We start from the raw sequence: 24,985 nt of genomic DNA, 5'->3' as shown, positions 1-24,985 counted from the left end.
TGAAATACTGGTGGTTGAATGGAGTTGTGCCCAGGGGCACACTCCGACCGCGTCCCGCCCGAGAACGGGACGCCCGACCACCTGATCGGAAGGCAAGCAGCATGTCCTCCACGCCGCTCTTCGACTCCATCGCCCGCCGTGCCGAACGGCCGACCCCCGCTCCGGCGGCACCGGCAGCTCCGAGTGCGCCGACCATCTCCCGGGCCACGTTCGCCCCCGCGCCGACCTCGCCGATGACCGCCCCGGTCGAGCCGCAGGGCCCCGTGTTCGTCCCGGCGTCGCTCGTCGCCGCGATCGAGGCCATCCCGACGCGCGTGGTCGCCGCGACGACCGCCCACGCGGTGGCTCCGGAGCAGCTCGTCCTGGTCGAGGCCGTCGCCGACGCGATCACCCGCGCCGTGGTGGACGCCGTCGTGACCGAGCTCGACCGCATCGCCCGCGACGGCGTCGTCCGCGCCTGAGCCGGCCCTCGACGAAGCCGATGTCCACGACGACGGACCGCCTGCCGATGCGCCCGCGGGGCGCCGCTCGCCACGCGGCGAACGCCCCGGCCGGGGTCGAGCCGCTCCCCACCCGTCGTGCTCGCCGTGCCGCAGAGCGTGCGGCGGCGGACCCGACCACCGCGCCCGGCACCGGCACCGGCGCCACGCCGCTGCGCGACGCCGCTCCGAGCATCGAGACGCCGGGCACCGACGTTCCGGGCACCGCCAGCCTCCGGCATCCCGATCTCCCCGCGGCGTCGCCCGCGCCGACTCCCCCGGCGTCCGAGCCGTCGACCCCGCCGGCAGCCAGACCGAGGGCCCGCCGGGCTGCGTCGGCCCTGCCGGCCGTCCCGGTCGTGTCCCCGACCGTGACGACCGGAGCCGTCACCCACTCGACCACCGGGGCGGCGGTGTCCCCTCCCGCCGCCCCGGTCTCCACCAGCGCAGGGAACCCCCAGCCCCTGCCGTCGCGACGGACGCTGCGCACCGAGACGCCCGCGATCCGGCCCACTGCCCTCGGGCATGCCGTCACCCAGGCGATCACGCTGCCGCTCCGTTCGATCGGCTCGGCCTTCGCGTCCGCACGGGCCGTCCCGCTCACCGCGACCGCCGTCGCCGCGTGCCTGTTCGTCACCGTCGCCACACCGCAGACGGCGACGGCAGCGAGCGCCACGTCGGTGCTCCCGGCGCTCGACGTGCAGGAGTACACGACCTCGGCGACGTCGACCGCCCGCGCCGAGCGGGACGGCTTCGCGATCGGCCGGGCACCCGAGCGTCGCGCGGCAGCGGCCCCGTCGTCCGAGCCAGCTCCCGGCGCCTCGGCGGCGAGGCCCGTCGCGGGGACGACTCCGGCAGCGGGCGGCTTCGGCTCCCGGTGGGTCAGCGGCTGCGGTGCGTGTTCGACGAACCACCAGGGGCTCGACTTCGCCGCGCGTGAGGGGACGGCCGTCGTCGCGGCGATGTCCGGACGCGTGGTGTCCGCCGGGGTCGTCGGCGGGTACGGGAACCAGGTCCTGCTGCAGCACGCCGACGGCTCCCAGACCCGGTACGGGCACCTCTCCCAGATCGGTGTCCGGGTGGGGCAGACCGTGACGGCGGGGCAGCGCATCGGCGCCGTGGGGAACACCGGCGTCTCGACCGGGTCGCACCTGCACTTCGAGGTCCTCCACGGTGGGGTGGCGGTCGATCCGGCGGTGTGGCTCCGGGACCGCGGACTGCTCTGATCGACGGCGCGTACCGTCGAACGGGCGACCGCACGGTGCGGCGCAGGGACGGAGACGCGCGTGCGGGTGACGGTACTGGGGACCGGGGCGATGGGTGCCGGAGTGGCTGGGTCGCTGCTCCGCGAGGGCCACACGGTGACCGTGTGGAACCGGAGCGCCGACAAGGCCGCTCCGCTGGGTGAGCAGGGTGCGACCGTGGCGGACGACCCCGGTGCAGCGGTGGCCGATGCCGAGGTCGTGCTGCTCACGCTCTTCGACACGGACGCGGTGGTGGACGTCCTCGAGGCCTCCGCGGGCGACGCCCCGACCGACGCCGTGTGGGTGCAGTGCTCCACGATCGGCGTCGCCGGCACCGAGACCGTCGTGCAGCTCGCCGCGAAGTACGGGATAACCCTCGTCGAGGCGATGATGCTCGGCACGAAGGCACCCGCTGAGCAGGGCACCCTGACGATGCTCGCCGCCGGCCCTGCGGACGTGCTCGACCGCATCGACCCGGTGCTCGACGCGATCGGCGCGAAGACCGTGCGTGCGGGGGACCAGGTCGGTGCCGGGACCGCGCTCAAGCTCGCGGCGAACGCCTGGATCGCGTCGATCACGGCCGCGACCGGGCAGTCGCTCGCGGTCGCGAAGTCGCTCGGGCTGGACCCGGCGCTCTTCCTCGAGGCGATCGACGGCAGCGCCAGCGACTCGGCCTACGCGCACGCCAAGGGCAAGTCGATCATCGAGGGATCGTTCCCGGCGCAGTTCGCGCTCGACGGTCTCCGGAAGGACATCGGCCTCATCACCGACGCCGCGCGCAGCACGGGGGTGTCGACGGTCCTGCTCGACGCACTGGGCCGGGTCTACGCCGACGCCAGCGCTGCGGGACACGGCGGCGACGACATCGCTGCCGTCGGCACGGCGTTCTAGCGCAGGTCGTCACGCCGGGCCGTGCGGCGCCCGTCCCGTCCGAGGAACCGTCGGAGCGCGCTCGTCAGGCGACCCACGGTCTCGTCGTTCATCGTGTTGGCGAGGTCGAACGCCTCGCGCGCGGGATCGGCCCCGGCCTGGATCCGACGGAGTGCGGCGTCCGCGCGGGCCCGGGCGTCGAGCTCCGCCAGGGGCATGTCGTCCTCGGGATCGTGCGGCGCGGGCGTCGCGGTGCCGTCGGTGCCGTCGGTGCCCGAGTCTGCCATGCCAGCAGGCTACGCGGACCGGCTGACGCGGTGCCCACGACCGGCGACGTCGACGCCGTCCACGACGCGGACCATCTCGTCGAGGAACGACACGATGACGGCCATGTCGTCGGTCGACAGGTGCTCGGTCGCCTCGACCGCGCGGGAGTCGAGCTGGTCGATCACCCGGAGCACCTGGCGCATCGAGCCACCGGACGCGGTCAGGATGACGCCGCGACGGTCGTTCGGGTCCGGGTGGCGTTCGACGTGCCCGCTCCGCACGAGCCGGTCGACGAGCGCCGACGTCGACGCCGGGGTGATGTCGAGGTGTTCGGCGAGGTCCTTCGCGTTGACCGTGCGGCCGGCCTCTTCCGCGTCGAGGAGTGCGCGGAGGGCGAGCAGGGCGTTCTCGCCGATGCCCAGTGCCTCACGCGCGCGTCGCTGTGCCGCGCTCTCGGCGCTCCGGTACCTGCGGAGTGCGTTCAGCACGTCCACCGCGTCGACCCGGGAATCCTCGCCGTACCAGAACCCCGCGGCGCTCGTCGTCACCTCGGTACTCATGGTCACAATGCTAGACGCTCTAGTTAGATTGTCTAGCGAGCGCGGAGAGTGGACCGGGGACGCACGCCGGACGTCCAGGATCGGACCCGGCACACGGGCGCACCAGCGGGGTCCGCGCCGAGCCGCAACACCCGTGACGCGGCGACGAAACACCCTCGCAATCCCCGGTCAGTAGGTTCACGGCATGCAGGAGCCGACGTGCTGAGCCGACTCGCGGGGAGCGTGTTCCACGTCGGGAGCGCCGTGGAACGGGCCGAGGTCGTCGCGCGCATGCTCGACGTGTACGTCGCCCGCGGTGAGCCCGCCGGGGTCGAGCACGACCGGGCGGTCGCCGCCGAGCTCCGGGCGGTCGTGGGGGCCGCGGGACCGGCGAACGACCCGGACCGGGCCTCGACGATCGACTCCCTCGCCCTCGACCGGCACGAACCGGCGTCCATCGCGTCGGCCGTCGCGGTCGCGCGGGACAACGCCCGGCGTGCCCGTGAGGTCGTCTCCACCGAACTGTGGGACTGCCTCAACGTCACCCGGTCGCGGATGCCCCGCAAGGTCGCACCCGATCGTGCCCACGAGTTCCTGGCGTGGGTGCGGGAGCGCAGTGCCCTGGCGATCGGGGTCGTCGAGGCTGATGCGAGCCACGACGAGGTCTGGGAGTTCTTCACGCTCGGCCGTGCGCTGCAGCGGTGTTCGGCCACGGCGCGACTGCTCGCGTCGGGGCTGCTCGACCCGGAGTCGGGTGCGTCGTGGACGACGGCGCTCCGGGCGTGCGGCGCCGGCGAGGCGTTCCAGCGCGGCCGCGATCACCACACGCCCGGGCCGGAGGACGCCGCGGCGTTCCTGCTCCTGGACGAGCACAGTCCGCGGTCGCTGCGGTTCCTCGCGCGGCGGGCGGACGAGTGCCTCGCCGACGTGGCGCCGTCGTGCATCGCCGACGAGGTGCGTGCGTTCGCGGACACCCGGGCGGGCCTCGAGTCGGTGTCCGACGACGGCGCGGTGCTGGCAGCCCGCGCCGCGGGGGAGCGGCTCGCGGCGGCGGCGGACCTGGTGGTGCAGGCCCTCGACGAACGCGTCTTCGCCGCGCCCGAACCCGCGCGCTGAGCCGCGGTGAACGCGCCCGCTGAGCTGCGCCCGAACTCGCGTGCCCGACTGCGCCCTGGACCGATGTGACGACGGACGGGAGGCGCGGTGCGGGGCAGACCCGCGCCTCCCGTCCGTCAGGCGGTCACGTCAGACCGCGCTGGACCGGTCCGCGACCGCCTCGTCGCGCTCCAGGTCCTGCCGCAGCGCCGCGCGCGACGCGCGGGTCCCCACGACCGGCACCGCGTGCGTGATCGCCAGGTGCAGCCGGGTTTCCGCGTCGTACCGCACCCGGAAGCGCTCGTACCGGATGAGCCACACGAGCGCGATCGCCAGGGCCACGAACCCCGATGCCGCGCCGACGGCGATGGCCCAGCGCGGACCCCACGCGTCGGCGACGGCACCGACGATCGGGGCGCCGATGGGGGTGCCGCCCGCGAAGATCGCCATGTAGAGGGCCATCACCCGTCCGCGCATCGCGGGCTTCGTGGTGGTCTGGACGAGGGCGTTCGCGGTCGTCATGAACGTCAGCGACGCGAGCCCGACGAACACCAGGACGATCGCGAACGACCAGTACGTCGGGGCGACGGCGGCCGCGACGCATGCCAGGCCGAACCCGGCGGAGGCGACGACGAGCGTGCGCATCCGCGGGCGGTCGCGGCGTGCGGACAGCAAGGCGCCGGCGACCGAGCCGATCGCCATGACCGAGTTGAGCAGGCCGAACTCGCCCGCCCCCTTGTGGAACTCGACGCGGGCCATGGTCGAGGTGAAGATCGGGAAGTTCACGCCGAAGGTCCCGACGACGAAGATCATGCAGAGCACGACGATGATGTCCGGCCGCGTCCGCACGTACTGGAAGCCCGCGAGGATCTGCCCCTTGCCGCGCTTCGGCCGGATCCGTTCGGCGAGCTGTGCGGGGTCGACGAAGCGGAGCGCGATGAGCACGGCCAGGAACGACGCGGCGTTGATGACGAACACCCAGCCGGAGCCGATCGCCGCGATGAGCACGCCGGCGACCGCGGGGCCGATGAGCCGGGCGGCGTTGAAGGAGGCCGAGTTGAGCGCCACGGCGTTGGCGACGTTCTCGCCCTGCACGACGTCGGACACGAAGGCCTGGCGGATCGGGGTGTCGAACGCGGCGACGATGCCGAGCGCGAGGGCGAACCCGTAGAGCGACCAGATCGTGGCGGTGTCGGTCAGCACCATGATGCCGAGCCCCAGGCCGAGGGCGCCCATCAGCCCCTGCGTCAGCATGAGCATCTTGCGCCGGTCGAACCGGTCGGCGGCGAGCCCGGTCAGGGGCAGGAGGAGCAGCTGCGGACCGAACTGCAGGGCCATCGTGATGCCGACCGCGATGGCGTCGTTGTCGGACAGCTTCGTCAGGACGATCCAGTCCTGGGCGGTGCGCTGCATCCAGGTGCCGACGTTGGACACCAGGGCGCCGGCGAACCAGATGCGGTAGTTGCGGCCGGACAGGGAGCGGAACATGGCGGTCACTGCTGGGCCAGCCTCCTCATGATCTCGGTGGCGTCCGCGAGGGTCCGCCGTTCTGCGTCGGTGAGCTCGGCGAGCCGCGGGGTGAGCCAGCCGTCCCGACGACGACGGGTCTCCTCGACGAACGCGGCACCGGCGCCGGTCGCCCCGAGCAGGACCTTGCGGCGGTCGTCGCCGTGGTCGCCCTTCGAGACGAGGCGGCGCTCGACGAGGACGGCGATCGTCTTCGTCATCGACGGTGGGGTGACACCGTCCTGCCGGCTGAGTTCGGCGAGGGTCATCGGGCCGTCGCGGTGCAGTCGGGCGAGCGCGGAGAACTGGGCATCGCTGACGGTGGTGTCGGCCTTCTGCGCACGGAGCGTGCGGGAGAGGCGGTTCACCGCGATGCGGAGGTCGGTGGCGTCGGTCACAGGTCGTTAGCCTAGCAAATTAGTTCAGCGAACGAACTGGTTTTCGGGTGTATCGTGCTGTTGAACAACAGGTGTTGTCCAGAGAGAAGGAATCATGTCCGAGTTCGAGGGCAAGGTCGCCATCGTCACCGGTGGCGGCAGCGGCATCGGCGAGGCCGTCGCGAAGGAGCTCGCCGCTGCGGGCGCGACGGTCGTCGTCACCGACATCAAGCTCGACTCCGCACAGCGGGTCGTGACGTCGATCGAGGAAGCCGGCGGGACCGCGAGTGCGTTCGAGGCCAACTCGGCCGTCGCCGCCGACAACGAGCGCATGGTGCAGTTCGCCGTGGACACGTACGGAGCCCTGCACCTCGCCGTGAACAACGCCGGCATCGGCGCCGCACCGCAGTCCATCGGCGAGTACGACGTCGCCGCGTGGGACCGCGTGCGTGCGGTGGACCTCGACGGGGTGTTCTACGGCCTCCGCTACGAGATCCCCGCGATGGTCGCCGCCGGCGGTGGCGCGATCGTGAACATGTCGTCGGTGCTCGGCTCGGTCGGCATCGCGCAGAACGCCGCCTACGTGGCGTCGAAGCACGCGCTGGTCGGCCTGACGAAGGTCGCCGCCCTCGAGTACACGGCGCAGGGCGTCCGGACGAACGCGGTCGGCCCGGGCTTCATCGACACGCCGCTCGTGCGCGCGTCGCTCTCGCCCGAGGCGCTCACCGCGCTCGAGGCCGAGCACGCGGCGCAGCGACTCGGCACCGATGCCGAGGTCGCGGCCCTGGTGCTGTTCCTGCTCAGCGACAAGGCGTCCTTCATCAGCGGCAGCTACCACCTGGTCGACGGCGGCTACAGCGCCCACTGAGGCGCTGCGTCCGCGCGCGCCGCGCGGGCGCGGGCGCCGGCGCCGGCGCCGGCGCCGCATGGTGAGCAGAAATGGTCGGGTCCGGCGTGCGGACCCGACCATTTCTGCTCACCGAGTGCGCGCCTGGGCGCGCCTGCGGGGTGCGCGGGCGTTCGCGCGCCCCGCGCCGTCGGACGGGAGGCGCGACGGGCGTGAGCGGGTCTGCCCACGCGAGCCGCGCCTCCCGTCACGCATGGTGAGCAGAAACGGTCGGGTCCAGCGTGCGGACCCGACCATTTCTGCTCACCGAGCGCGCGCCTGCGGGGTGCGCGGGCGTTCGCGCGCCCCGGGCCGTCGGACGGGAGGCGCGGCGGGCGTGAGCGAGTCTGCCCACGCGAGCCGCGCCTCCCGTCGCGCATGGTGAGCAGAAATGGTCGGGTCCGGCGTGCGGACCCGACCACTTCTGCTCACCAAGCGCGCGCCCGCGCGCCCGCGCGCCGCTCAGTGGAACTGCGGGATCGTCATCCAGATGCCGAAGAGCACGGCAGCGATGCAGACCGCGAAGCACAGCCCGGCACCCGCCAGCGCGAGCGGGGGCGTGTGGCCGGACCTCGGGGTCTCCTGCGCGTACTGGGTGTGCTCGCCCCCGGCGTCGACCGGTTGGCCGGTGCCGAGCAGCCGCAGCCCGAGCGTGTAGAGGAGCACCACGCCGACCGCGGCCACGAAGCCGACCCCCGCGACGGTGCCGATGCTGGTGAAGTCGATGTCCATCGTCGTCCCCTTCAGTTCCGGGCCGCGACGGGCTCGCGCTCGGCCTCGTCCGCGGTGATGTCCTCGTGCGAGACCGGGCGTCGCTTGGCGAGGGCGTAGAACGTGAGGCCTGCGGCCAGGGCGAGCACCGCGACCAGGACGAGCCCGATGGTCGACGTCGAGGCGACCCAGGTGGCGAGGGCGCCGACGACCGCGGCCGCGGGCAGCGTGATCACCCACGCGACGACGATGCGACCGACGACCGACCAGTGCACGTCGGCGAGCTTCTTGCCGAGGCCGGAGCCGATCACCGAGCCGCTCGTGACGTGGGTGGTCGAGAGCGCGAAGCCGAGGTGCGAGGACACGAGGATCGTCGCCGCCGAGCTGGTCTCCGCCGCGAATCCCTGCGGGGACTGCACGTCGGAGATCTTCTTGCCGACGGTCTGCATGATCCGCCAGCCGCCCATGTAGGTGCCGAGGCCGATCGCGAGGCCGCACGCCAGGATCACCCACAGCGCCGGGCCGGTACCGGCGGACTGGTAGTTCGCGGCGATGAGGGTGAGCGTGATGACGCCCATCGTCTTCTGCGCGTCGTTCGTCCCGTGGGCGAGCGACACGAGCGACGCCGAGATCGTCTGGCCGTGCCGGAAGCCCGTCGCCGCACCGTGGGTGGTCGCGTTCTTCGTCAGCGTGTAGGCGATGTACGTCGCGACGAGGGCGATGACGCCCGCGATGACGGGGGAGAGCAGGGCCGGCAGGACGACCTTCGAGACGACCGTCGCCCAGTCGACCGAGTCCAGGCCCGCGCCGATGATCGACGCGCCGATGAGCCCGCCGAAGAGCGCGTGCGTCGAGGACGACGGGAGGCCGAAGTACCACGTGGCGAGGTTCCAGAGGACGGCGCCGACGAGTCCCGCGAAGATCATGGTCGGCGAGATGTGGATGCCGTCCTGCCCCTCGCGGATGATGCCCTGCGAGACGGTCTTCGCGACCTCGGTGGACAGGAACGCGCCGACCACGTTGAGGACGGCGGAGATGAGCACGGCGGTGCGGGGCTTGAGGGCACCCGTGGCGACCGAGGTGGCCATGGCGTTCGCGGTGTCGTGGAAGCCGTTCGTGAAGTCGAACACGAGGGCCACCACGATCACCAGCACGACGGTGACGAGGACGTCCATGCGCGAGACGCTAGGCCTGCTCCGAACCCGCTGCGTGAACGCCGGGTGAACACCGGCGGCCACCTGGCTGCGTCCGACCCGTCTGCGAGGATGCTCACGTGCCCACCTTCTCCGCAGCGCGAGGCGACGCCTCGTTCACCGACGCGCACGGCGTCGAGATCGTCTACTCGACCTGGCGTGCGGCGCGTCCGAAGGGCATCGTGCAGATCGCGCACGGGGTCGGCGAGCACGGACTCCGGTACGAGCCGCTCGCGCAGGACCTCGTCCGCGCGGGCTGGACCGTGCACGCGAACGACCACCGCGGGCACGGTCGGACCGGCCTCGCGCAGTGGGACGGCGACCACGCCAAGCTCGGACGGCTCGGCCCCGGCGGCCTGCGGGCCGCGATCGCGGCCGTCGAGCAGATGAGTGCCGTCGCGCGCGAGGACACCCCCGGCGTCCCGCTCGTGCTGCTCGGCCACTCGTGGGGCTCGCTCATGGCCCAGCGGATCGTGAACACGTCGTCCGGCTCCTACGACGGGGTCGTCCTCTCCGCGAGCGCGTACCGGTTGCCGGGGTGGATGAACAGCGGCGACCTGAACGCCCGACACGCGGGCTCGGGGCCGACGAAGTTCGAGTGGCTCACCCGGGACCGGGCGGTCATCGAGGCCGTCGCGGCCGACCCGCTCGCGGTCGAGGCAGACGTCATCGGCCTCTTCGGGCTGCGGGACGCCCTCCGGCTGCTCGGGGTCCCGCGTCGGGGCATCGCGCACGACCTGCCGATGCTGCTGCAGGTCGGGTCCGAGGACTCGCTCGGCGGCCCGCGGTCGGTCGAGCGCCTCGCGCAGGCGTACCGGCGGCGCGGTGGGCTCTCCGACGTCACCGTGCGGGTGTACGAGGGGGCGCGGCACGAGGTCTACAACGAGACCAACCGCGACGAGGTCGTCGCGGACCTGGTCGCGTGGCTGGACCGGGCGGTCGCGCGCACGTCCTGAGACGGTACCGGCTGACGGCCGGGAGGCGCGGGGCGGCGCCGCCCCGCGCCTCCCGTCCGACGCGGCGTAGGCTCGTGGTGTGCACGGTGAGTACAAGGTCCCGGGAGGCAAGCTGGTCGTCGTCGACCTCGAGGTCGTCGACGGGGTGATCGACCAGTTCCGGCTCGCCGGGGACTTCTTCCTCGAACCGGACGACGCGCTGCCGCTCATCGACGCCGCCGTGGACGGGCTGCCGGCCACGACCGACGCCGCGGGCATCGCCGCCGCCGTCCGTGCTGCCCTGCCGGAGGACGCCGTCCTGCTCGGCTTCACGCCCGAGTCCGTCGGGGTCGCCGTCCGCCGTGCCCTGTCGCGCGCGTCGACCTGGCGTGAGTACGACTGGGAGATCATCCACGAGGGGCCGATCAGCCCGAACGAGCACCTCGCGCTCGACCAGGTCCTCACGGAAGAGGTCGGGGCCGGTCGCCGCGGCCCGACCCTGCGCATCTGGGAGTGGGACCAGCCGGCCGTCGTCATCGGGTCGTTCCAGTCCCTCAAGAACGAGGTCGACCCCGAGGGCGCTGCGAAGTACGGCGTCGAGGTCGTCCGTCGGATCTCCGGCGGCGGCGCGATGTTCATGGACGCCGGCGCGATCATCTCGTACTCGCTGTACGTGCCGACCGACCTCGTGCAAGGCATGACCTTCGCCGACTCGTACGCCTACCTCGACGAGTGGGTGATCGAAGCGCTGAAGTCCCTCGGCATCGAGGCCTACTACCAGCCGCTCAACGACATCTCGTCGACCAAGGGCAAGATCGGCGGCGCAGCACAGAAGCGGCTCGGCACCGGATCGCTGCTGCACCACGCCACCATGAGCTACGACATGGACGGCGAGAAGATGGTGCAGGTGCTCCGCATCGGTCGCGAGAAGATGAGCGACAAGGGGACGACCTCGGCTGCGAAGCGCGTCGATCCGCTGCGCTCGCAGACCGGCCTCACCCGTGCGGAGATCATCGACCGGCTCATCGCGACCTTCACGAAGCTGTACGGGGCGCACGAGGGGCACGTGACCGCGGACGAGCGGCTGCGGGCGCAGGAGCTCGTGGCGTCGAAGTTCGCGACGCGGGAGTGGCTCGAGCGCGTCCCCTGATCGGGCGGCTGTCGGCCGCACACGGCACCCCCTAGGGTCGGCAGGTGCGCAGATCACCCCGTCCGTTGTCGGTACTCGTCGGAGTCGGCCTCGTCGCGACCGCCCTCGCGGGGTGCTCGGACGGTGCGCCGGACAACGCCTCGAGTGACGCACAGTCCGGGCTGCAGCGGTGGACGTCGCTGATGGAGACGGCGATCACCGACCCCGAGCACGGTCGCGGTGGGGCCGGGGGCGCCGGCGAGGGCATGGTGACCCTCGAGAACGTCCCGGCCGGCGACTGGGACCTGCTGCTCGCGTGCAACGGTGTCGACGGCGAGTACTTCCGCGCGACGGCCGGAGCCGACGTCGCGGACGTGCTCGGGCGGACGGACGCTCCGTGCGGGGCCACGACGCGGATGTCGATCACCGTGCCGGAGCCCGGCGGACTGACGCTCCGGGCGCGACCGCTCAGCGATGCGCCGGAGGCGGTCCGACGGGGTGACGTGGTGACGTACTGGTACGTGGGCGTCGTGCCGAAGGGGTTCGAGGCCGGACAGCGGACCTACGACCTGGGCTGATCGTCCTCGTCGTCGTCGTCGGCGGGGGCGCGGAGGACGAGGTCGATGCCTCCCGACGACTGGCCCGGGCGGAGGAAGGCCTGGTTCACGGGCGCGACGTACGAGCCACTGAAGGTGACCTCGTGCTCGGCGTCGTCCTCCTCGTCGTCGTCGGGCTCGTCGGTGTCGTCGGCGGAGCGGGTTCCGAGCAGCTTCCGGGTCAGGGCGCTCCGCTCGGTGAGCAGCGAGTCGAGCGCTGCACGCAGGTCGACGTCCGCGGGCTCGGCACCGCGCAGGGCCGCACCGAGGACGCTCCGGCGCATGAGCTCCTTGGCGAAGGAGCCCGTCGTGCCCTCGGCACGCTCGGCCGCCTCGGCGAGGGCGGCCTCGGAGAAGGGCAGCGAGCCGGCGTACCGACGGAAGAGCCGGACGCGCTCGGGCAGGGCGGGGAGCGGGATCTCCACGGCGAGGTCGACCCGGCCGGGACGGTCCGCGAGGGCGCGTTCGAGCACGGACACCCGGTTCGTGGTCATCACGAAGGCGACGTCCGCGTCGCCGTCGAGCCCGTCGAGGGCGTCGAGCACCTCGAACAGCAGCGGCTGCGGGGAGCTGTGGCGTTCCATCGCGACGAGGTCGATGTCCTCCATCACGACGAGTGACGGCTGGAACGTCCGGGCGATCTCGGCCGCGGCACCGATCGCCGCGATGCTCGAGCCGGTGAGCAGGATCGCGGTGACCGCGGTCGTCCGGGTGAGGAGGTGCCGGATCGTGAGCGTCTTGCCCGTCCCGGGAGGGCCGTAGAGGAGCACACCGCGCTTGAGGTGCTGTCCGGCCGCGAGGAGGGCCGCACGCTGCTCGCCGATCCCCACGACGTGGTCGACCACCTCGTCGAGCACGCCTGCGCCGAGGACGACGTCGTCGGCGTCGACCTCGGGCCGGCGGAGGAACGTCGCCCCGGCATCGGACCCGTACTCGGACTGCACGAACGAGAGGACCTGCCCGCGCAGGACGCTCCGCTCGATCATCAGGGCACGGAGGCGGAGCAGGAACGCGGTGGCGGCGTCCTGGTCGGGCGACAGGATCTCGAGGCTGGCGCGGCCACGGCCGTACTCCGGCTTGGCGGACCGCTGGACGACCGCGACCGGAGCGCCGTCGAAGGTGAGGAACCGGAGGCCGAACGACACGACCCGACGGGTGGTGTCGGCACCGGTGGCCCGGGTGGCGTAGCTCACGGGGCCGGGTGCCCACCGCATGTGGGGGTTCGCGATGAACTCGCTGACGGAGCTGTGGAACCGGCTGTCGTCGCCCGCGATGCCGACGAGGGCGTCGGGGTCGGTGCCGGCGAGCTCCTCGAGGGCGATGTCGGCGTCGACGAGGCGGTGGTCGGGGAACTCCTCGGTGACCACGGGGACCGACTGCGGGTCGACGCCGAGGTGGGCGCCGATCCGTTCACCGATCGGTGTGGTCACCGCCTGCTGTTCGGCGGCGGCGAGTTCGTTCGCCTTCTCGATGTAGCGGGCGAACGCCCGCATGAGGTCCCGGTCTGCGTCGTCGAGCACGTCGCCATCCTGGCACGCAGCGCTGGAACGCGTCCGGCCGCCCGGTCCGCACGTGGTCGGCCGCCCGGGCGGTCGGGGACACTGTGGGGTTCCTGCCGCACGTGGTCGGCCGCCCGGAGAGGGGGGTCCCGGGCGGCCGCAGGACCAGTGTGGGTGTCGTCCTGAAGAACGAGCCATGTGGATCGTGAGAATCCTCCGCGCGGCGGATGTCCCCGTCCGATCGCCGACGTAGCGTCGTGTGCGTGAACTGGTTGATCCTCCTGGGGGCGGTGGCCGCCGCGGCCGTCGTGATGTGGATCGCCGATCGCGTGGGGTGGATCGACCTGTCGAACAAGGCCACGCGCAGCGGCGGATCCGGCGGTGTGGTCTCGATGATGGACGAGGTGTTCGCGCCGACCCGTCACGAGACGCAAGCGGAGTACGAACGGCAGTCGCGCCTCCCGAGGGAGGCACCGACGCCGACGGACGACGATCACGACCTGCTCAGCGGGAGCGTCCTCATCAAGGTGCCGGCGGTGCGCAGCGCCGGTCGGCACGCAGTGCGGGCCGGGACGCACGACCGGTCGTACTGACGATTCGTCCTCGCGGGAGCCGGCAACGCGCGGGCCGCGTCAGCGGGTCGTGAGCTCCTGGTAGTCCGGGTGCCGCTCGATCCAGGCCGCGACGTAGCTGCACTGCGGGACGACCCGGCGCGAGGACCCCGAGCGGACGTCGTCCAGCGCGTGCTCGACGAGGATCGAGGCGTGACCACCGCCGCGGTGCGCGGGGTCCACCTCGGTGTGGACGAAGCGGATCTCGTCGCCGTCGACCTCGTACGCCGCGAAGCCGATCACCTCGCCGTCCTCGACGAGGGAGTACTGCTGCTTGTCGGTGTCGTTCCGGACCTCGGGTGTCGCCATGGAGCAGACGCTACGCCCCTCCCGAAGAAGGGCCTGTGTGCGCGCTGGACGCCGGGCTAGGGTCTGATCGTGCAGCACGAGACGACCCCGCCGTTCCGCTTCCGGACGCCTCCCGGGTGGCCGACACCCTCCGCTGAGTGGGTGGAACTGCGCCAGGCCGCCGAGCCCGCACCGGGGTGGTCGCCCGCACCGGGGATCCCGCCCGCACCCGAGGGCTGGCGCTTCTGGGCCCCGGTCCCGCGGTCGTTCCGGGGCTTCGTGCCGGCCGCCGCCCGCCGCCTCCGCCTCGCGCAGTGGATCGGCCTCGTGGTGGCGCTCCTCGCGCTCGCCGCGGTCATCGTCGTCGCGGCGCTCGGTGGTCTGGCCGTGGTCGGACTCCTGCCGCTCGTGGCCGGGATCGCGGTGCTGGTGGTGTGCTCCGCGCGGGCGGGCGAGCTCGCTGACCGGACCGCGGCCTCGATCCGGGACGATGCGGCGGTGTGGCGGCGGGCGGAGGTCCCGGCGCGGGCGCGGGCGGCGTTCCCGGAGCTCGACGAGGACGCAGCCGTGGCTGCCTGGGAGGCGGCGGCGTGGGGGCTGCCCGCCGTGCGGCCGTTCGCCGTGGCGGACACAGCACCGAAGCGTTCGCCGTTGCGCCACCGCACCCGTACGGTCGTCGCCGTGACGGCCGGTGCGGCCGCGCTCCTGCTCGTCGTCGGCGCGACGACGGCCGTCGACCCGGTCGTCCGTGCGCTGCAGAGCGACGGGCAGACGCTCGCGTACGGACTCCAGGACACCGCACCCGACGGCAGCGTCCCGGACGGCAGCGGCCCGGACGACGACGCACCGGACCAGGACGCACCGGACGCGGGGGACCAGGCGCCGTGGACCTCGGACGACGGCACGGTCACCGCGTCGTTCATCGGCGATGACGAGACGTGGCAGGCGACCTGCGGAGCGATCGACTTCGCGGACGGCTGCTGGTCGTGGCAGATCGACAGCGAGTGCGACGGGCCGGCCCGGGTCACGGTCGGGTTCTCCGCCACCGAGGGCGGTGACGACGTGCGCACCGACACCCGCACGGTCGTGCTGACCTCCGGGCGACCGCTCGTCCTCACCGAGCAGGGGTCCGAGGAGTGGGGCGGCATCCGCGACGTCACCTGCTCCACCGCACCGGAGCACCCCGTGGCGCTGACCCGGGTCGCGCTCGACTCCGACGCCGAGGACGCCGACGGCTCCTGGCCGGACGGCTGCGTCGACTACGGCTGCGCCGGGTGGGAGGTCACCCCCGAGGCGTCCTGCGACTCGGCGACCGTGCAGTTCTCCGTCGACGAGGAGGTCGCGACGCTGCCCGGTCCGCACGACCTCGTGGTGGCGACGGCACTGCGCGCGGGCGAACCGGTGGACGTCTGGGCCGGCGGCGCGTGGCTGCCGGACGACGACGCGACGATCTCCCAGGTGACCTGCGGCTGAGCCCGGCCCGCGGGCTCCGCGGGGACGGGACGCCGCGTGGACCAGAATGGTCCCGTGCACAGCGGCGACGATCGAGGCCCGGACCGGGTGGTCCTCGGCGACAACCTCGACGTCCTGCCGACCCTGGCGGACGGCTCGTTCACGCTCGTGTACCTCGACCCGCCGTTCAACACCGGCCGCTACCAGCGTCGGCACGCGAGCGCCGCGGTCCGCGAGCCGACGGTCGGCGACGAGGCCGCAGCTGCCGATCGCCGACGTGAGCGGGTGACGGGCTTCCGGGGGAGCTCCTACGAGCGCGTCCGCGGCGACCTCATGCGCTTCGACGACCGGTTCGAGGACTACTGGTCGTTCCTCGAACCTCGGCTGCTCGAGGCGTGGCGGCTCCTCGCCGAGGACGGCACCCTCTACCTCCACCTCGACTACCGCGAGTCGCACTACGCCAAGGTGCTGCTCGACGCCCTGTTCGGCCGGGAGTCCTTCCTCAACGAGATCGTCTGGGCGTACGACTTCGGTGCGAAGTCCCGGTCACGGTGGCCGACGAAGCACGACACGATCCTCGTCTACGTCAAGGACCCGTCGCGGTACTGGTTCGACTCCGAGGCGGTCGATCGTGAGCCCTACATGGCGCCGGGACTCGTCACGCCCGAGAAGCGCGAGCGCGGCAAGCTCCCGACGGACGTCTGGTGGCACACGATCGTGTCGCCGACCGGCAAGGAGAAGACCGGCTACCCGACGCAGAAGCCCGAGGGGGTTCTGCGCCGCATCGTGCAGGCGTCGTCGCGCGAGGGCGACTGGGTCCTCGACTTCTTCGCCGGCAGCGGGACGACAGGCGCGGTGGCCCGCGCGCTCGGCCGGCGGTTCGTGCTCGTGGACGACAACCCGGTCGCGGTCGACGTGATGCGCCGACGACTGCCGGGGGCGTCGTTCGACGTGGTCAGCCCGTCGGACGCATCGACGGGCTGACCGCGTCGCTACTCGGCTGAGTGACGCCCGTGCCCGTGCTCGTCGGGCCTGGAGGCGCGGCTCGCCTCCGCAGCGTCGCCGGCGGTGGTGTCCGTGGTCGCGTCCGTCGCGGCGTGCGCGGCTCGGGTGCGGATCGCGCCCGTGGTGGTGGGCGGCTCGTCGACCGGCGCGGCGGCGGAGTGCGCGCCGTGCGTGGTCGCGTCGGGCAGTGGTGCGCGGGTGCCGTCGAGGGAGACGGTGGAGGCACCGCCGGCTGCTCCGCCCGACCGGGTCGTCGACTGCCCGACACCGACACCGACCGCGGAACCGGCCGAGCGCGGCTGCGAGACCACGTCCGGCGAGGTCGGCACGACCGCCATCGAGCCGGTGTCCGGCGAGACGAGCGATCCCGTCCGTGCGGCTGCGTGCTGGGCGTCCACGGTCAGGCGGTCCGCGTCGGCGGTCGCCCGCTCGTTGTCCGCGCGCTCGGTGTTCGCCTGCTCCTGCAGCGCCGAGACCTTGCGGAGCGGCGGCACGCGGAAGAACCAGGTGAGCACGAAGGCGAGCAGGATCACGGCGAGGCCGACGTAGTAGACGACCACGGCGGAGTCGCTGAACCCGACGAGGAACGGCCGGGTGAGGCGCTTGTCCGCGCCGTTGAGGAACGACGTGTCGCTCGTCGACGAGCTGGTCGAGGAACTCGCGCTCGAGTCACCACTCTTGAGCTGCTTGACGAGCGTCGGAGCGACCTCGTCGACGACGTTCTGGCGCTGCTCGGCGTTCGAGTAGTCCACCTGCAGCGTGCCGTCCACGACCTCGGCGTTCGCCTTCGACGCGGCGGTCTCGAGTGCCTGCTGCTCGGCGGCGGGCTTCGCGGCGGCGACCTGCTGGGCGATGACCGTGTCCGCCGAGGCCTCGGGGACCGTGCCGGCCGCGACCTGCTGCTGGACGGCGGCCGTCACCTGCTTCGTGACGGCGGCGTCGGCGGCCTCCTTGGCCTGGGCAGCGCCCTTGTCGAGACCGTCCTGGACGTTCTGCTGCACCGGGTCGACGATCTTGTTCCAGATCTGGTCCATCACGCCCTTGTTGTCCGACGCGTTCGCGACCGACGGGGTGAGTGCGGCGTTCAGGGCGCTCTTCAGGTCGCCCTCGTTCTGCATCGCCGTCGTGATGTTCGTCGGCATGAGCGTGAACAGGACGGACAGCAGCACGGCGGTGCCCATGGTGCCGCCGATCTGGCGGAAGAACGTGGCGGCGCTCGTCGCGACGCCGATGTCCCGCGGGCTGACGGAGTTCTGCGCCGCCAGGGTCAGGGTCTGCATGAGCTGCCCGAGCCCGAGGCCGATGCCGAACATGCCGAGCATCAGGAACCAGAGGGGGCGATCGGCGGTGAGGAACGTCAGGACGGTGAACCCGATGGCCGTGAACGCCGTGCCGGTGATCGGGAAGACCTGGTAGTTGCCGGTCCGCGAGATGATCTGGCCCGAGGCGATCGACGAGATCATCAGCCCGAGCACCATCGGGAGCATCGCGAACCCGGACTCGGTCGGGGTGACGCCCTTCACGATCTGCAGGTACAGCGGGATGGTGAGCATGGCGCCGAACATGCCGAAGCCGACGAGGACGGACAGGATCGCCGACATCGAGAACACCCGCGAGCCGAACAGCTTCAGCGGCAGGATCGCGTCGTCGCCCATCGCCCGTTCGACGATGATGAACGCGATGAGCCCGAGCGCACCGATCGCGTAGCAGGCGAAGGCGCCGGGGGAGTCCCAGCCCCACTCGCGGCCCTGCTCGGCGATGAGGAGCAGCGGCACGAGGGTCACGATGACGAGCGTCGCGCCCCACCAGTCGATCCGGGGCTTGCCGCGGTCGCCGAACTTCGGCAGGTGCAGGAACGTCAGCACCATGAAGAGCGCGATGATGCCGATCGGCACGTTGATCAGGAACACCCAGCGCCACCCGGCGATGAACAGCAGCTGGTCCGCCCCGGCGAAGACACCGCCGACCAGCGGGCCGATGACGCTGGAGATGCCGAAGACCGCCAGGAAGTAGCCCTGGTACTTGGCGCGCTCGCGCGGGGCGAGCATGTCGCCCATGATGGCGAGCGGCAGGGACATCAGACCGCCGGCACCGAGGCCCTGCAGCGCGCGGAAGCCGGCGAGCATGAGCATCGAGGTCGAGAACGACGCGGCGAACGACCCGACGATGAAGATGCCGATCGCCGTGAGGAACAGCGGACGCCGGCCGAAGATGTCGGACAGCTTGCCGTAGATCGGCGTCGTGATCGTCGATGCGATGAGGTAGCCGGTCGTCACCCAGGCCTGCTGGTCGAGGCCGTGCAGGTCGTCGCCGATCGTGCGGATCGCGGTACCGACGATCGTCTGGTCGAGGGCGCCGAGGAACATCCCCGCCATCAGGCCGTAGATGACCAGCAGGATCTGCCGGTGGTTCATCACGGCGTTGGACGAGGTGGTGGGTGCCGCGGGTGCGGTCGCGGTCTGGGTCATGTGCAGGGTCTCCCGGAAACTTTGCGCTGGCTGCAAAGTTACATCTGCCGCAAGGTGAAGGGTCGCGCCGGAGTGGGTTCCTGAGTGGATCGGCAGCACCGGCGCCGGTTTCGGTGGCGTCTGTCGGAACGCCCTCGTGAGCGCTCCCGACGCCGTCACAGTACGCCCGAGCGTGGCGTGCGGTGCGTCAGGACGCTGCGGCGGCCTGTTCGAGCGCTTCTTGGAACCGCTCGTCCACCTCGATGCGCATCGCGCCCGTCTCGTCGTCGAAGCCGGACACCGCGCTGACCCGGCCGTGGCGCGAGAAGTACAGCAGGGGGCTCAGCACCCCGCCGGGCAGGCCGTGCTCGCCGTCCGTGAGCACCTGCACGACCAGGCCGGCGAGCATCTGCACCGAGGTGATGCTCGATGCGTCACGGATCGGGACGGCGAGCAGGAGGTGCCGGTGCGGGATCGCGAACACCGTGCCGAACCCGGCGGCACCGAAGAGCGCCGTGTGGGTTGACCGCCTTCGACGCGACGAACAGGGACTCGCCCTCCACGATGAACACCCCGGGGGCGATCTCGGCGTGCTCGTCCACCGGTTCGTCGTCGGTGCCCAGCTGCCCGAAGGCGAAGAGTTCGTCGATGCCGAGGGCGAGCCGCGGCAGGGTCGGACCCGACAGCGTGCTCACCATCGTCGGGTAGTCGACGCACAGCCCGAGCACCAACCCGGGAGCGAACGGTCGGGCGTAGTCGAGGTCGGTGGGGTCGGACGGGCCGGCGCCGAGGCCCGTGCCGCCGTCCGCGCTGGGGTCCGGCAGGATCCGCAGTCGGATGCGCTGCCGCAGCTCGTCGGCGCCGAGCTCCTCGGGTGCCGGCTCGCTGTACGCCTGGATCATCCGGTCGAAGTGCTCGGCGACCATGTCGGCCTGCACGTCCGGGGTCTCGCCGTGCACCTGCGCCGCGAGGTTCTCGAGCAGGAAGACCCGGCCGTCGGTACCGACCAGGCGAGCCTGCTCACCGGCCGGCACCTCGACCGTGGTCTCCATGCCGCGCTCGGCGAGGGCTCGTTGCGCGAGCACCACGAGCGTCGGGGCGGGCTCGTCGTGCCGATCGTCCTGCTTCCGGCCGAACCACCCCATCCGCGCGGGACCTCAGGCCCCGAGTGCGGCGTCGACGATCTCCTTGGCTTCGCGCTGCACCTGTTCGAGGTGCTCCTGCCCGACGAAGCTCTCGGCGTAGATCTTGTAGACGTCCTCGGTGCCGGACGGGCGGGCCGCGAACCACGCCTTGTCGGTGACGACCTTCACGCCGCCGACGGCTGCGTCGTTGCCCGGAGCCTTCGACAGCTTCGCCGTGATCGGGTCGCCCGCGAGGGTCTCGGCGGTGATGGCGTCACCGTCGAGCTTCGACAGGCGGGCCTTCTGCTCCTTGCTCGCGGCGGCGTCGACACGCTGGTAGACCGGGGCGCCGAAGCGTTCGGTCAGCTCGTCGTAGAGCTGCGACGGGGTCTTGCCGGTGACCGCGATGATCTCCGACGCCAGGAGTGCCAGGATGATGCCGTCCTTGTCGGTGGTCCACGCGGTGCCGTCCTTGCGGAGGAACGACGCGCCCGCCGACTCCTCGCCGCCGAAGGCCACGGAACCGTCGATCAGCCCCGGGACGAACCACTTGAAGCCGACCGGGACCTCCCACAGGCGACGACCGAGGGACTCGGCCACGCGGTCGATGATGCTCGACGACACGAGGGTCTTGCCGATCGCGGCGTCGTCGCGCCAGGCGGGACGGTGCGCGTAGAGGTACTCGATCGCCACGGCGAGGTAGTGGTTCGGGTTCATCAGGCCGCCGTCGGGCGTGACGATGCCGTGCCGGTCGGAGTCGGCGTCGTTGCCGGTGAGGACGTCGTAGTCGTCCTTGCGCGCGACGACCGAGGCCATCGCGCTCGGGCTCGACGGGTCCATCCGGATCTTGCCGTCCCAGTCGAGGGTCATGAACGACCAGGTGGGGTCGACGTCGGGGTTGACCACGGTGAGGTCGAGCCCGTAGTGGTCGCGGATGCGGTTCCAGTAGGGGAGCGACGCACCACCGAGCGGGTCGGCGCCGATCTTCACGCCGGCACGCTTGATCGCGTCGATGTCGATGATGTTCTCGAGGTCGGCGACGTAGGCGCCGAGGAAGTCGTAGCGGTCGGGCGAGGCGTGCTCGGTGCGCTGGACCTCGGCGTTGCCGCCGGCGATGATCGCGTTCGCGCGCTCGGCGATCCAGCTCGTCGCGTCACTGTCCGCCGGGCCACCGTGCGGCGGGTTGTACTTGAAGCCGCCGTCGCGGGGCGGGTTGTGGCTGGGCGTGATGACGATGCCGTCCGCCGTGTCCGCGTTGCCGGCACGGTTGTACGCGATGATCGCGTGGCTGAGCGCCGGGGTGGGGACGTAGCCGTTCTCGCTGTCGGCGAGGACGTGCACGCCGTTGGCGGCGAGGACCTCGAGCGCGGTGCGTTCGGCGGGGCCGGACAGCGCGTGCGTGTCACGGCCGATGAAGAGCGGGCCGTCGGTGCCCTGCGACGTGCGGTACTCGACGATCGCCTGCGTGATCGCGGCGATGTGGGTGTCGTTGAACGCGGAGTCCAGTGAGGAGCCGCGGTGGCCCGAGGTGCCGAAGACGACCTTCTGCTCGGGGACGGAGACGTCCGGGACGCGCTCGTGGTACGCGGCGATGAGGGCGTCGAGGTCGACGAGGTCGTCTGCAGTGGCAGGGGTGCCGGCGCGGTCGTTCATGCGTCCATCCTGGCATCGCGCGGGTCGGCACGCCCAGGAACGTCGCGCCTGTGGACGACGAGCGCGCCTGTGGACGAGGAGCGAGCGGCCGTCCGCACCGGGGAGAAAGGGGGACACCCCGGGTGACGACCGCTCGCGGTACGGGGACGGCGTCAGGCCGTGCGGAACGAGCCCGTCGCGGTCCGCAGCGAACCGGTGGCCGTGCGCGTCGAGGACGTCGCGGTGCCGGGCCGACGGGACTGCGTGTCGACGAAGCGGCCGAGCGCACGCCCGATCCCGGTTCCGGTGTAGGTGCCGATCGGTCGCCAGGCGGCGTCCACCGCGTAGGCGCCGAGCTCGTCACGGTTCTCGAGGCCGGTCACGTACGCGCCGCCCAGGGGGTTCTGACGGTTCTGCATGGATGCTCCTCGTCGTCGTGCCGAGGGTCGTCGGTCACCGGGCCGGCGACCGCGACGCCGTCGGCTTGATGACCACCACACTACCTCCTTCTTTTGCATGACACAAAAGAAGGATTGCTCAGGCGAGCAGCTCGCAGAAGGTCCGGCCCTCGGCGGTCCAGCTCTGCTTCGCCACGAGGCCGACCGTCTCGGCGTGGTCGAGCAGGGCGTCGACGCCCACCTCGGCCCACGGGAAGCCCGCGCTCTGGTGGCCGTCGGCGTCCACCACGCGGGCGGTGTACACCCGGTCGGCGGTGCGGTCGACGTGGGTCTCGACGACCACGCGGCCACCGACGCGCACGATCTCGCGGCACCGGGCGAGCAGGGCCGCCGGGTCGCCGCCGATGCCGATGTTCCCGTCGATCACGAGCGCCGTGTCCCAGCGCCCCTCGTCGGGGACGGGGTCGAAGACCGAGCCCTGGATCGCCGTCCCGCCGGAGCGTCGGGCGATCGCCACGGCGTCGGCGGAGACGTCCACGCCGAGCGACGGGATGCCGAGGGTGCGCGCGGCGACGAGCATCCGCCCCGGCCCGCAGCCGATGTCGATCACCGGGCCGTCCGCACCGTCGAGGAGCGACCGGTCGATGCGGTCCGCCGCGGCGCTCCAGCGGCCGACGTCGAGCGTGACCGCCCGGTCCGGTCGGGAGGTGTCCGTCAGCCGGATGCGACCGTCGGTGCGGAGCGCACGCGCGTACGGTTCGCCACCGCCGGCCCCGAAGGAGACGGGTGCTTCCATGGTCATCGGAGTGCCCCCGTGGTCTCGGCCTGCAGCGCGGCGGCGAACGCGGAGTCTGGTACGAGGTCGGCGACGCGCTCGGCGTCCGGCACGGTGTCGACGTCGAGCAGGACCCCGAGGGTGCCCGCGTCGAGGCCGGCGTCGATCAGGCGGGCGAACTGGACCGCACCGGTGTCGTCCTGCGACATCGGCACGCCGCGGAGCAGGTCGCCGTCCGGGTCGCGCAGGTAGAGGGACCAGAACCCGCCGTCCTCGGCCGGGCCGAACCAGGCGTCGCGCTGCGGCTCGTCGAACACCGGTCCGACGTCGGCCGGCCCGAACTGCGGCGTGTCCATGCCGACGAGCAGCGTCGGGCCGTCGACGGCGTCGAACAGTGCACCGAGCCGCTCGTCGAGGCCGCCCGTGGTCTGGTGGATGACGTCGAAGCCCTCGGCACCGGTCGGCAGCACCGTGCCGTCGTAGAACAGCACCCGTCGGGCGGCGGGCAGCGCGCGGACGGTCGCCAGCGTGTCCGCGAGGCTCGCGGCGGCGACCCGTGCGGCACCCTCGGGGGTGAGCGCCGGCGTCAGGCGGGTCTTGACCCGGCCGGGCAGGCACTCCTTCGCGACCACCGCGACGGTGATGTCGGTCGTCATGAGTGGACCTCCTCGGAGTGGGTGGGACCGGCCACGTGGCGGACCGGAGCGGGTGCGACGACGGTGGGTCGCGCCTCCCGGCGGTACTCGCGCAGCAGACGCGACATGTCCTTGACGGCGTTGACGGTGCCGCGGAGCGTGCCGGTGACCTTGCTGTCGCCGATGCGCTGCGCGTACCCGATGTCGGACTCGTCGACGCGCCACCCGGCGGCGTGCGCCGCGAGGACCATCTCGAGCGGGTAGCCGCTGCGGCGGTCCCGCAGGTCGAGGGAGACCAGGTCCGCGCGACGCATCACGCGCATCGGGCCGAGGTCGCGCAGGCGGTACCCGGTCGCGCGACGCATGAGGACCGCGAGGACGCGGTTGGCGAACCGGGCGTGCGGTGCCCAGGCACCCGGCGTGGTCGGCACGCGGCGTCCGAGGGCGAGGTCGGTGTGTCCTGTGGCCACGCGGGCGACGAGCGGGACGAGCTCGGCCGGGTCCATCGAGGCGTCGGCGTCGCAGAAGGCGACGTACTCGGCCGTGGCGGCGGCGACCCCGGCGGCGCAGGCCGAGCCGAAGCCCTTCACCGGTTCGGTCACGACGAGGGCGCCGTGGGCCCGGGCGACGTCGGCGGAGCCGTCGGTCGAGCCGTTGTCGACGACGATCGCGCGGTAGCCGCGCGGGAGTCGGCCCAGGACCTCGGGGAGGGCATCGGCCTCGTCGAGACAGGGGAGGATGACGTCGACGTTCATGTCGCCCATTCGGTGCGGAGCGTCGGAACGACTGGTGTCGGCTCCCGCCGCGCGCGTCGGCGGGGCGGGGCGGTCGGTCTCGTGGGCCGGCTGTCGTTCCATGCCTACGACACAACACGTGATGAGCGGTCGGGGTACAGGATCGGCGTCCCCCGATGGACGTTCCGCGCACTCTCGGTGGCGGGTCACCCCTGATCGGGGGACACCGGGGTGGGGCGTCCGACGGACGCGTCACGCGGTGGAGGTGCCGGCCTGGAGGCGCGGCGCCGGTTTCGGAGAGCGGCGCCGCGCCTCCAGGCGGTCGCGCTCCTGCCCGCTGGCCCGCCTGCCTGCCTGCCCGCCTGCCTGCCTGCCCGGTCGCCGAGCGGGCACGAAACGTCGCGTTCGCGGCCGCTGTGCGGCCGGTTCCGCCCGCTCGCCGAACGCGAGCGGCGAGTCGTGCCCGCTCGACCGCTCAGCCCGGGCGACGCATTCCGCCCGCTCGCGGGCGCGCCCGATCGCGGCCGCGCCCGCTGGCGGCGGCGCGGCCTACTGCAC

27 protein-coding genes are annotated in these 24,985 nt (G+C 72.5%); 11 read left to right on the top strand and 16 right to left on the bottom strand.

Annotation, left to right across the window (positions count from 1 at the left end; genetic code table 11):
- Positions 1 to 101: 101 nt before the first annotated feature.
- The 3 genes from HWD93_RS13795 to HWD93_RS13785 all read left to right on the top strand — a co-directional run bounded on the left by HWD93_RS13795 (position 102) and on the right by HWD93_RS13785 (position 2,614).
- Positions 102 to 461, top strand: a complete 360-nt coding sequence (locus HWD93_RS13795) for a hypothetical protein (protein WP_070416974.1) — start codon at positions 102 to 104, stop codon at positions 459 to 461.
- Between the two features lie 20 nt (positions 462 to 481).
- Positions 482 to 1,705 carry a M23 family metallopeptidase gene (locus tag HWD93_RS13790; RefSeq protein WP_261647117.1) on the top strand — a complete coding sequence of 408 codons (1,224 nt, stop codon included), beginning with the start codon at positions 482 to 484 and terminating at the stop codon, positions 1,703 to 1,705.
- A 66-nt stretch (positions 1,706 to 1,771) separates the two neighbouring features.
- Positions 1,772 to 2,614: an NAD(P)-dependent oxidoreductase gene (locus HWD93_RS13785; protein WP_261647116.1), complete on the top strand. Its 843-nt coding sequence runs from the start codon at positions 1,772 to 1,774 to the stop codon at positions 2,612 to 2,614.
- On the opposite strand, the gene HWD93_RS13780 is transcribed toward HWD93_RS13785, so the two are convergent.
- Positions 2,611 to 2,880, bottom strand: coding sequence for a hypothetical protein (locus HWD93_RS13780; RefSeq protein WP_261647115.1), 270 nt, complete (start codon positions 2,878 to 2,880; stop codon positions 2,611 to 2,613). The genes HWD93_RS13785 and HWD93_RS13780 overlap by 4 nt on opposite strands.
- 9 nt (positions 2,881 to 2,889) lie before the next feature.
- Positions 2,890 to 3,420: a MarR family winged helix-turn-helix transcriptional regulator gene (locus tag HWD93_RS13775; RefSeq protein WP_070419236.1), complete on the bottom strand. Its 531-nt coding sequence runs from the start codon at positions 3,418 to 3,420 to the stop codon at positions 2,890 to 2,892.
- Between the two features lie 198 nt (positions 3,421 to 3,618).
- Between HWD93_RS13775 and HWD93_RS13770 the strand changes: the two genes are divergently transcribed.
- Positions 3,619 to 4,515 carry an alpha-E domain-containing protein gene (locus HWD93_RS13770; RefSeq protein ID WP_070416970.1) on the top strand — a complete coding sequence of 299 codons (897 nt, stop codon included), beginning with the start codon at positions 3,619 to 3,621 and terminating at the stop codon, positions 4,513 to 4,515.
- A 129-nt stretch (positions 4,516 to 4,644) separates the two neighbouring features.
- Here HWD93_RS13770 and HWD93_RS13765 read toward each other — a convergent pair whose 3' ends face one another.
- Both HWD93_RS13765 and HWD93_RS13760 read right to left on the bottom strand, forming a co-directional pair.
- Positions 4,645 to 5,991: an MFS transporter gene (locus HWD93_RS13765; protein ID WP_261647114.1), complete on the bottom strand. Its 1,347-nt coding sequence runs from the start codon at positions 5,989 to 5,991 to the stop codon at positions 4,645 to 4,647.
- Positions 5,988 to 6,398: a MarR family transcriptional regulator gene (locus HWD93_RS13760; protein WP_261647113.1), complete on the bottom strand. Its 411-nt coding sequence runs from the start codon at positions 6,396 to 6,398 to the stop codon at positions 5,988 to 5,990. The genes HWD93_RS13765 and HWD93_RS13760 overlap by 4 nt, the downstream gene beginning before the upstream one ends.
- A gap of 94 nt (positions 6,399 to 6,492) precedes the next feature.
- Between HWD93_RS13760 and HWD93_RS13755 the strand changes: the two genes are divergently transcribed.
- Positions 6,493 to 7,245, top strand: a complete 753-nt coding sequence (locus tag HWD93_RS13755; protein ID WP_071295054.1) for an SDR family NAD(P)-dependent oxidoreductase — start codon at positions 6,493 to 6,495, stop codon at positions 7,243 to 7,245.
- Positions 7,246 to 7,725: 480 nt separating this feature from the next.
- Here HWD93_RS13755 and HWD93_RS13750 read toward each other — a convergent pair whose 3' ends face one another.
- Together HWD93_RS13750 and HWD93_RS13745 are read right to left on the bottom strand one after the other, a co-directional pair.
- Positions 7,726 to 7,995 (bottom strand): hypothetical protein, encoded by a 270-nt coding sequence (locus HWD93_RS13750; protein ID WP_071303526.1) that lies wholly within the window; start codon positions 7,993 to 7,995, stop codon positions 7,726 to 7,728.
- An 11-nt stretch (positions 7,996 to 8,006) separates the two neighbouring features.
- Positions 8,007 to 9,149 carry an inorganic phosphate transporter gene (locus HWD93_RS13745; RefSeq protein WP_261647112.1) on the bottom strand — a complete coding sequence of 381 codons (1,143 nt, stop codon included), beginning with the start codon at positions 9,147 to 9,149 and terminating at the stop codon, positions 8,007 to 8,009.
- A 98-nt stretch (positions 9,150 to 9,247) separates the two neighbouring features.
- Between HWD93_RS13745 and HWD93_RS13740 the strand changes: the two genes are divergently transcribed.
- From HWD93_RS13740 to HWD93_RS13730, 3 genes are all read left to right on the top strand, one after another.
- Positions 9,248 to 10,123: an alpha/beta fold hydrolase gene (locus HWD93_RS13740; RefSeq protein WP_071295057.1), complete on the top strand. Its 876-nt coding sequence runs from the start codon at positions 9,248 to 9,250 to the stop codon at positions 10,121 to 10,123.
- A gap of 79 nt (positions 10,124 to 10,202) precedes the next feature.
- Positions 10,203 to 11,252, top strand: coding sequence for a biotin/lipoate A/B protein ligase family protein (locus HWD93_RS13735; protein ID WP_261647111.1), 1,050 nt, complete (start codon positions 10,203 to 10,205; stop codon positions 11,250 to 11,252).
- Positions 11,253 to 11,296: 44 nt separating this feature from the next.
- On the top strand, positions 11,297 to 11,809 hold the full coding sequence (locus HWD93_RS13730) for a hypothetical protein (RefSeq protein ID WP_139201881.1): 513 nt from the start codon (positions 11,297 to 11,299) through the stop codon (positions 11,807 to 11,809).
- On the opposite strand, the gene HWD93_RS13725 is transcribed toward HWD93_RS13730, so the two are convergent.
- Positions 11,794 to 13,347: an ATP-binding protein gene (locus HWD93_RS13725; protein ID WP_261647110.1), complete on the bottom strand. Its 1,554-nt coding sequence runs from the start codon at positions 13,345 to 13,347 to the stop codon at positions 11,794 to 11,796. The genes HWD93_RS13730 and HWD93_RS13725 overlap by 16 nt on opposite strands.
- A gap of 242 nt (positions 13,348 to 13,589) precedes the next feature.
- Between HWD93_RS13725 and HWD93_RS13720 the strand changes: the two genes are divergently transcribed.
- Entirely contained in the window at positions 13,590 to 13,919 is a 330-nt protein-coding gene (locus HWD93_RS13720) for a hypothetical protein (RefSeq protein WP_261647109.1), read from the top strand.
- A gap of 39 nt (positions 13,920 to 13,958) precedes the next feature.
- Here HWD93_RS13720 and HWD93_RS13715 read toward each other — a convergent pair whose 3' ends face one another.
- Positions 13,959 to 14,246: a GNAT family N-acetyltransferase gene (locus HWD93_RS13715; RefSeq protein ID WP_070416961.1), complete on the bottom strand. Its 288-nt coding sequence runs from the start codon at positions 14,244 to 14,246 to the stop codon at positions 13,959 to 13,961.
- A gap of 69 nt (positions 14,247 to 14,315) precedes the next feature.
- On the opposite strand from HWD93_RS13715, the gene HWD93_RS13710 reads away from it, so the two are divergent.
- Together HWD93_RS13710 and HWD93_RS13705 are read left to right on the top strand one after the other, a co-directional pair.
- Positions 14,316 to 15,698, top strand: coding sequence for a hypothetical protein (locus HWD93_RS13710; protein ID WP_261647108.1), 1,383 nt, complete (start codon positions 14,316 to 14,318; stop codon positions 15,696 to 15,698).
- Positions 15,699 to 15,752: 54 nt separating this feature from the next.
- A complete protein-coding gene (locus HWD93_RS13705; protein WP_261647107.1) occupies positions 15,753 to 16,661 on the top strand; it encodes a site-specific DNA-methyltransferase in 909 nt (302 codons plus the stop codon).
- An 8-nt stretch (positions 16,662 to 16,669) separates the two neighbouring features.
- Here the strand turns inward: HWD93_RS13705 and HWD93_RS13700 are convergent, their stop codons facing one another.
- The 8 genes from HWD93_RS13700 to HWD93_RS13665 form a co-directional block, all read right to left on the bottom strand.
- Positions 16,670 to 19,150, bottom strand: a complete 2,481-nt coding sequence (locus HWD93_RS13700) for an MDR family MFS transporter (protein WP_261647106.1) — start codon at positions 19,148 to 19,150, stop codon at positions 16,670 to 16,672.
- Between the two features lie 187 nt (positions 19,151 to 19,337).
- On the bottom strand, positions 19,338 to 19,613 hold the full coding sequence (locus tag HWD93_RS13695) for a hypothetical protein (protein WP_261647105.1): 276 nt from the start codon (positions 19,611 to 19,613) through the stop codon (positions 19,338 to 19,340).
- Positions 19,564 to 20,274, bottom strand: coding sequence for a hypothetical protein (locus tag HWD93_RS13690; RefSeq protein ID WP_261647104.1), 711 nt, complete (start codon positions 20,272 to 20,274; stop codon positions 19,564 to 19,566). The genes HWD93_RS13695 and HWD93_RS13690 overlap by 50 nt, the downstream gene beginning before the upstream one ends.
- A gap of 12 nt (positions 20,275 to 20,286) precedes the next feature.
- Entirely contained in the window at positions 20,287 to 21,906 is a 1,620-nt protein-coding gene (gene pgm, locus HWD93_RS13685) for a phosphoglucomutase (alpha-D-glucose-1,6-bisphosphate-dependent) (RefSeq protein WP_071295065.1), read from the bottom strand.
- A gap of 152 nt (positions 21,907 to 22,058) precedes the next feature.
- Complete coding sequence (locus HWD93_RS13680; RefSeq protein WP_071295066.1) at positions 22,059 to 22,304, bottom strand: hypothetical protein; 246 nt, start codon at positions 22,302 to 22,304, stop codon at positions 22,059 to 22,061.
- 118 nt (positions 22,305 to 22,422) lie between these two features.
- Positions 22,423 to 23,085, bottom strand: coding sequence for a class I SAM-dependent methyltransferase (locus HWD93_RS13675; RefSeq protein ID WP_261647103.1), 663 nt, complete (start codon positions 23,083 to 23,085; stop codon positions 22,423 to 22,425).
- Positions 23,082 to 23,714 (bottom strand): DUF2064 domain-containing protein, encoded by a 633-nt coding sequence (locus HWD93_RS13670; protein ID WP_261647102.1) that lies wholly within the window; start codon positions 23,712 to 23,714, stop codon positions 23,082 to 23,084. Before HWD93_RS13670 ends, HWD93_RS13675 begins: the two co-directional genes overlap by 4 nt.
- The gene (locus HWD93_RS13665) at positions 23,711 to 24,457 is read right to left on the bottom strand and encodes a glycosyltransferase family 2 protein (protein WP_071295069.1); all 747 of its coding nucleotides are present in this window, start codon (positions 24,455 to 24,457) and stop codon (positions 23,711 to 23,713) included. Before HWD93_RS13665 ends, HWD93_RS13670 begins: the two co-directional genes overlap by 4 nt.
- Between the last annotated feature and the right edge of the window lie 528 nt (positions 24,458 to 24,985).

Source organism: Curtobacterium sp. C2H10, from assembly GCF_025407985.1.
Lineage (GTDB): Bacteria > Actinomycetota > Actinomycetes > Actinomycetales > Microbacteriaceae > Curtobacterium.
Note: the sequence above shows the minus strand (reverse complement) of the source record. Positions and strands in the feature narration are given on the sequence as shown.